Source organism: Planktotalea sp. (assembly GCF_049680325.1).
Lineage (GTDB): Bacteria > Pseudomonadota > Alphaproteobacteria > Rhodobacterales > Rhodobacteraceae > Planktotalea.
The window spans coordinates 1-5845 of record NZ_JBAUHO010000035.1; the positions used below are offsets into that span (position 1 = coordinate 1).

Sequence of the window (5845 nt, forward strand, 5' to 3'; positions counted from 1 at the left end):
TTTCGCGCATACGGATACCCGCGGACCATGCAGTAAGATTGGGCTGGAATTCGCCGCACCAGCGACCCGCGAAATCAATCATTTCGGCGCTTTGTTGAGACGCGGGAAACACGGGGGCCGAAAGCCAGTGAAGATGGATCGGCGCATCTGCGTTAAGTGTGGCTTGCGCAGTGATAATATGGGAGATCGGCTCAATCTGGAATGTCGCGGTATAGCTTAGACCATGAGTCTCGTCGCGGTAGATTAGAGCTAATGCGTCGTCGCTCACCTCATCGCTCTCATAACAGAACTTCGGCAGTAAGGGCGTTCCATTTTCCGAGCGGATAATCATGCCGGGCTGGCCCGGAAAGGTGCGCGAGGCTTCGGGGCAGATGCTCAGGTCAGGATTTTCATCCAGCATCCCGCCCGTCACGTCAATCGCATGGGCACCGTGGATCGTTGTTAGATCCTCGCCCAAAGGCAAAGGAGCCCCCCAGTAGACGACTTGCGGCAGTCGCGCGCCCGTTGCGGCCAGAACAAGGGTCTGGCGGCTACAATCCAATCTCCAGTGTTGCATTATTTGACGGCACCTAGCGTAAGACCTGCGATGAAGTGTTTTTGCATAAGAAAGAACATCAAAACAGGGGGAAGGGCAGCCACGATCGAGCCTGCGCTCATCAAGTGATAGGCCGCGCGATATTGCGAATTGAAGGCGGTGATGCCAGCGGTGACAGGCTGCGCATCCGGGCCTTGGGTAAGGACCACGGCCCAGAAATAATCGTTCCAGATGAAGGTGAAGATCAACACGGCTAGGGCTGCGAGTGCGGGCTTCATCAGCGGCAGCACCACGTAGAGGAAGATCTGCCATTCGCGCACGCCCTCGACGCGGGCCGCTTCGATCAAGGGAAACGGTAGCGCGCGGATGAAGTTGCGCATGAAAAGGGTGCAAAAGCCCGTTTGAAAGGCAATGTGGAACAGGATCAGGCCGGTTTTCGTGTCATAAAGGTTCATGTTAACCGTCAGATCGCGCACGGGCACCATAAGGATCTGGAAGGGTACAAAATTGCCTGCGATGAACATGAAGAAGATCAGCAGATTGCCCTTGAAACGATAGATGCCAAGCGCGAAACCTGTCATCGCAGAAAGTGCAATCGTGCCAAGGACCGTTGGAATGGTAATGAAGACCGAGTTCAGCAGGTAGCGCGGCATATCGCTTTCAAAGAAAACCTTACCGTAGTTTTCAAAGAAATTGAATGAGGACGGCATGCCCCAGTAGTTGCCATTGGTGAAGTCTGAATCGGGACGGATCGAAAAGACCGCGACCGCGATCAGCGGCAAGAGCCACATAATCAACGCAATGGGAAGCAAGCCTTGATAGGTCAGCTGATAGCTGCGCGATCGTTTTTCGATTGGGGTTGGAAACATTAGCGTGCCTCCTGTTCTTCGCGCCACATCGAGTAAAGGAAATACACGATAAAGCCGAGCATGATGAAAAAGAGCACGGTTGCGATGGCTGATCCATATCCCATGCGGAAGCCGAATTCGGACAGGCTTTCCTCGAACATATAGAAACTAAGTACGCGGGTAGAGCCGAAAGGCCCACCGTTGGTCATGATAGAGATCAGATCAAACGAACGCAGCGCACCGATGATGGTGACGACAAAAGCGATGAAAGTCGCAGGCTTCAGTTGCGGCAGGATCACGTACCAGAGCATTTTCCAACCCTTCGCACCGTCAAGCCGTGCGGCCTCGACCTGTTCGGGATCAACCGCGTTAAGGCCCGTGAGATAGAGGATCATACAGTAGGCGGTTTGTGGCCAAAGGCCCGCAGCGATGATGCCGTAGGTGGCCAGATCGGGATCGCCAAGGATGTTGACGGTGCCAAGGTTAAAGAAGCCGAGAACAGCGTTAAGCAGACCCTCACGCGGCAGGTAGAACCAAGAAAACACAAGGCCAACGACCACTTGTGAAATCACGAAAGGGAAGAAGAAGAGTGATTTGTAAATACGGATACCGCGCACGGTTTGGTTCAGGAATAGCGCGATGAACAGGCCCAAAGGAATGGCGAGCAGATAAAGCACAAGCCATTTGAGGTTGTTCCAGAAAGAGGTTTCAAACTTGCGATCCATCTTTTGATCGCCAAGCCCAAGCAGGCGTTCATAATGCGCCGTTCCGACCCAGGTCTTTTCGCCGAGCCCGTCCCATTCATGGAAGCTGATCCAGAAGCTTTGGAAGATCGGGACAATTACATAGACCGCGAAAAACAGGATGCCGGGAATGAGGAACAGCCAGGGCGTGACGCGGATCTCGTTGCGTTTGTACCAGCTGCGATGTGATGTGGCGGGGGCAGACATGGGGCATCTCCTGCGGGGGCGCATATTCGAAAACACTGGCATGCAAATGCTTGCGGATAGGCGGTTTTGGAATGGCCCCTCCCGCGACGGGAAGGGCCGGTTTTGTCAAATACGTTTACTTGTAAACGCGCGCGCGGGTTTCTTCGAGGCGCTCAAGGATGTCATCCAGATTGTCCGGGAACACCATGAATTCTTGCAGACCTTCCATGCCTGCCGACGCCATTTCCGCGGGGAAATCACGGTCAAAGAACTGCGCAACGCCGCCCTTGGCGTTGTTGGAGAGCATCTCAAAGCCCTTCTTGATGAACTTGTCATCCGCAACCGAAGAACCAGAGTTCACAGGAAGCTGGCCCAGCTTGTCACCACCGTTGATGTCGGACTGGACGTCAGCGGAGGTTACGAACTTGAGGAATGCGCGCGCTGCGTCCTTGTTCGTTGCGCCAGACGGGATGTGGAACGTGTCTGTTGGCGCGTCTTCACCCTGTGGCACATCTGCGATCAGTGGGAACTGGTAGAAACCAAGTTGCTCGTCTGTCAGGCCCGCTTCACGCAGGGGTGCGACAGCGAAGTTACCCATCAGATAGGCTGTTGCTTCGCCTTTGACCATAAACGGCAGCGCTTCCTGCCAGGAATAGTTCTGGTGGTCATCAACAAAGGCGCCCATGTCGATCAGCTTGCGCCAGTTTGCGAAGGTTTCGCGCACGCGCTCGTCTGTCCATGCGACGTTGCCCTGAGCCAGCTCCATGTGGAAATCGAACCCGTTGGTGCGCATGTTCATGTAATCGAACCAGCCGCCCGCCGTCCAAAGGAACTTGGAACCGATGGTGTAGCACTTGCGGCCCGACTCAAGGATTTTGGCACAGTTTGCCAGCTCTTCGTCGAATGTCGCAGGCTCGGAAAGGCCCAGCTCTTTGAAGATGTCTTCGCGGTAATAGATGCCCCACTGGTAGTATGTATAGGGCACGCCCCACTGCTTGCCGTCGATGGTCATCGCGCCTTTGGTCGATGCAAGGCCTGCGAGTGCTTCATCCGCCCATACATCAGAGACGTCTTCAAACAGACCGGCAGACACATATGGGCCCATACGGTTCGCCGCGTACCAGTTCACAACGTCAGGCGCGTTGGCGCTAAGCGAGTTACGGATCTGGGTTTTCCACGCTTCGCGGTCAACGATTGTCAGGTTGACCGTCAGATCGGGATGCATTTCGCCGAATTTCGCGGCAAGCCCTTCCATCACCGCGCGCGGCGCAGGGTTGGACATGTCGGATGTAATGTTCAGCTCGCCGCTGAGTTTCGCATGGCTGCCCGCAAAGGCCGCGCCCGCGAGAATAGTCGTGGCAGCAAGCGTCGCAACGGACGCCTTGATAATGGAACGCATGGTTTCCTCCCTAAATGCTTTCCTATGTCAAACAGGGCGCGCGAAAACCGCGCCGCCCGATTTTTCGTAGTTCCAGAAATTAAGTTCCATTATTTGAAACTTGGTTTTGGATATTGATACTAAATCGCGAACAGGCTAGGCTTGTCAACAGCCAAGACGTGCGGCAGCGCAGCATTTCAGGCGAACGTAATTGCACTTTCGAGGAGGGATGACGCAATGGCTTTGGATCGTGGCAAAAGCGATGGAACAGTTGGAAAAGCGCTGGAGATCCTTGATCTTGTTGCGTCTTTTGGTCGGCCTGTGCGTTTCTCTGATGTGTTGGAACAGGCGGCTTTTCCCAAAGCGACAGTGTACCGGTTTATTCAAACTCTCACCTCGCAAGACATGCTGAGTTATAATCCGGATCGCCAGACCTACGCACCGGGGATTCGCCTTGTGCGTTTGGCACATTCTGCTTGGCAGCAGTCGTCCTTGGCCCCGATTGCCCGTCCCCACATCGAACCGCTTGCCCACGAGGTTGGTGAAACCGTGCATCTGGCGCAGCTGGATCACGCGCAGGTCCTGTACGTTGACAAAATTGTTCCGGATCAACCGATCGAGATGTTTTCCCAGTCGGGCAAAGTTGGCCCCGCTTATTGCACTGGCGTGGGTAAAGCCATGCTGGCCTATCTTGAGCCGGACCATCTGGCAGAGGTCATTGCGCAGCAAAGTTTTCATGTCTTCACGGAAAACACATTGGCAAACGAGCAAGCCTTGCGTGCGGAGTTGACGGATATTCGCGCCAACGGTTACGGGTTTGACCGCCAAGAGCACGAGCCGAACATCATTTGCGTTGCCTTGCCGATCTTAACGGCCAAAGGGCGGGTTCTGGGCGCGCTTTCTGTCACCAGCTCGACCCGGCGCACCAATCTGGCAGCGCTGGAAGCACTGGCACCGCGCATTCAAAAAGCGGCCAGCGCAATCGCGCAAGAGGCAGAAAGCTGGCGCTTTCCCGATCAAAAACACGTGCAATCCGCAGATATGGCAAAGGGGTAGGGTTTATGTCCGGAGTAACGCTGAACAAAGTCATTAAAAAATATGGGAATGTGCAGGTCATTCACGGGATTGATCTGGACATTGAAGACGGCGAGTTTTGTGTCTTTGTCGGCCCCTCGGGGTGCGGCAAGTCTACGCTTCTGCGCATGGTGGCAGGCCTGGAAGAAACAACAGATGGTCAAATCCGGATCGGCGATCGCGATGTCACCCGCGAGGACCCGTCGCAACGGGGCGTGGCCATGGTGTTCCAAACCTACGCTTTGTATCCGCATATGACGGTACGTGATAACATGGGCTTCGGGCTCAAGATGAATGGTTACCCCAAGGCCGAAATCAGGGAAAAAGTCGCCGAAGCCACCCGCATTCTAAAGTTGGAAGACTACCTTGATCGCAAACCTGCGGCTCTTTCCGGTGGTCAGCGCCAGCGTGTTTCCATTGGCCGCGCGATTGTCCGTGGGCCCGAAGTGTTCCTTTTTGATGAGCCACTGTCCAACCTTGATGCCGAGTTGCGGGTCGAGATGCGTGTCGAAATCGCACGGCTGCACAAGGAAATCGGCGCAACGATGATCTATGTAACCCACGATCAGGTCGAAGCGATGACCTTGGCGGACAAGATTGTCGTTTTGCGTTTGGGGCGGATCGAGCAGGTCGGCAGCCCGATGGAGCTTTATCGCAATCCCGACAACAAGTTTGTTGCGGGCTTCATTGGCTCGCCTGCGATGAATTTTATGGACGGTGAATTGGGCGATGGCGGCGTTGTTCACGTGCCTGCGTTGCAACAGGATATTTCAACGGGTGTTAGCGGCGCGTCGGGCACAAAGGTAAACCTTGGTCTTCGCCCTGAACACCTAAGCATTGATAGGGCGGGCACGACCCATAAGGTAGACATGACAGAAAGCCTTGGCGGAATATCCTATGCCTATCTGGTTGCCGAAACGGGGGAGCGCATCATTGTAGAGGAACGCGGTGATGAGCGTTCTCGCGAGGGTGATGTGGTCGGCTTGAGTTTTGAGCATAGCCGTTCCTATGTTTTTGATGCCGTAAGTGAGGCACGTATTCGCTAGAGGTTTCGGATCAGCAAAGCTGATCCGACCGTTGG

General features: G+C 54.8%; 6 protein-coding genes. 2 read left to right on the forward strand and 4 right to left on the reverse strand.

Features of this window, described 5'->3' with window-relative positions; genetic code table 11:
- The 4 genes from WBC85_RS01755 to WBC85_RS01770 form a co-directional block, all read right to left on the reverse strand.
- On the reverse strand, positions 1-556 hold a 556-nt coding region (locus WBC85_RS01755; protein ID WP_424432964.1), incomplete at its 3' end, for a glycoside hydrolase family 36 N-terminal domain-containing protein.
- Positions 556-1404, reverse strand: a complete 849-nt coding sequence (locus WBC85_RS01760; protein ID WP_424432965.1) for a carbohydrate ABC transporter permease — start codon at positions 1402-1404, stop codon at positions 556-558. The genes WBC85_RS01755 and WBC85_RS01760, both read right to left, overlap by 1 nt.
- Positions 1404-2333 (reverse strand): carbohydrate ABC transporter permease, encoded by a 930-nt coding sequence (locus WBC85_RS01765; RefSeq protein ID WP_424432966.1) that lies wholly within the window; start codon positions 2331-2333, stop codon positions 1404-1406. Before WBC85_RS01765 ends, WBC85_RS01760 begins: the two co-directional genes overlap by 1 nt.
- A gap of 115 nt (positions 2334-2448) precedes the next feature.
- Positions 2449-3711 carry an ABC transporter substrate-binding protein gene (locus WBC85_RS01770; RefSeq protein ID WP_424432967.1) on the reverse strand — a complete coding sequence of 421 codons (1263 nt, stop codon included), beginning with the start codon at positions 3709-3711 and terminating at the stop codon, positions 2449-2451.
- A 216-nt stretch (positions 3712-3927) separates the two neighbouring features.
- On the opposite strand from WBC85_RS01770, the gene WBC85_RS01775 reads away from it, so the two are divergent.
- Complete coding sequence (locus tag WBC85_RS01775) at positions 3928-4746, forward strand: IclR family transcriptional regulator (protein WP_424432968.1); 819 nt, start codon at positions 3928-3930, stop codon at positions 4744-4746.
- Positions 4747-4751: 5 nt separating this feature from the next.
- Positions 4752-5810, forward strand: coding sequence for an ABC transporter ATP-binding protein (locus tag WBC85_RS01780; RefSeq protein ID WP_424432969.1), 1059 nt, complete (start codon positions 4752-4754; stop codon positions 5808-5810).
- The last annotated feature ends 35 nt before the right edge of the window (positions 5811-5845 follow it).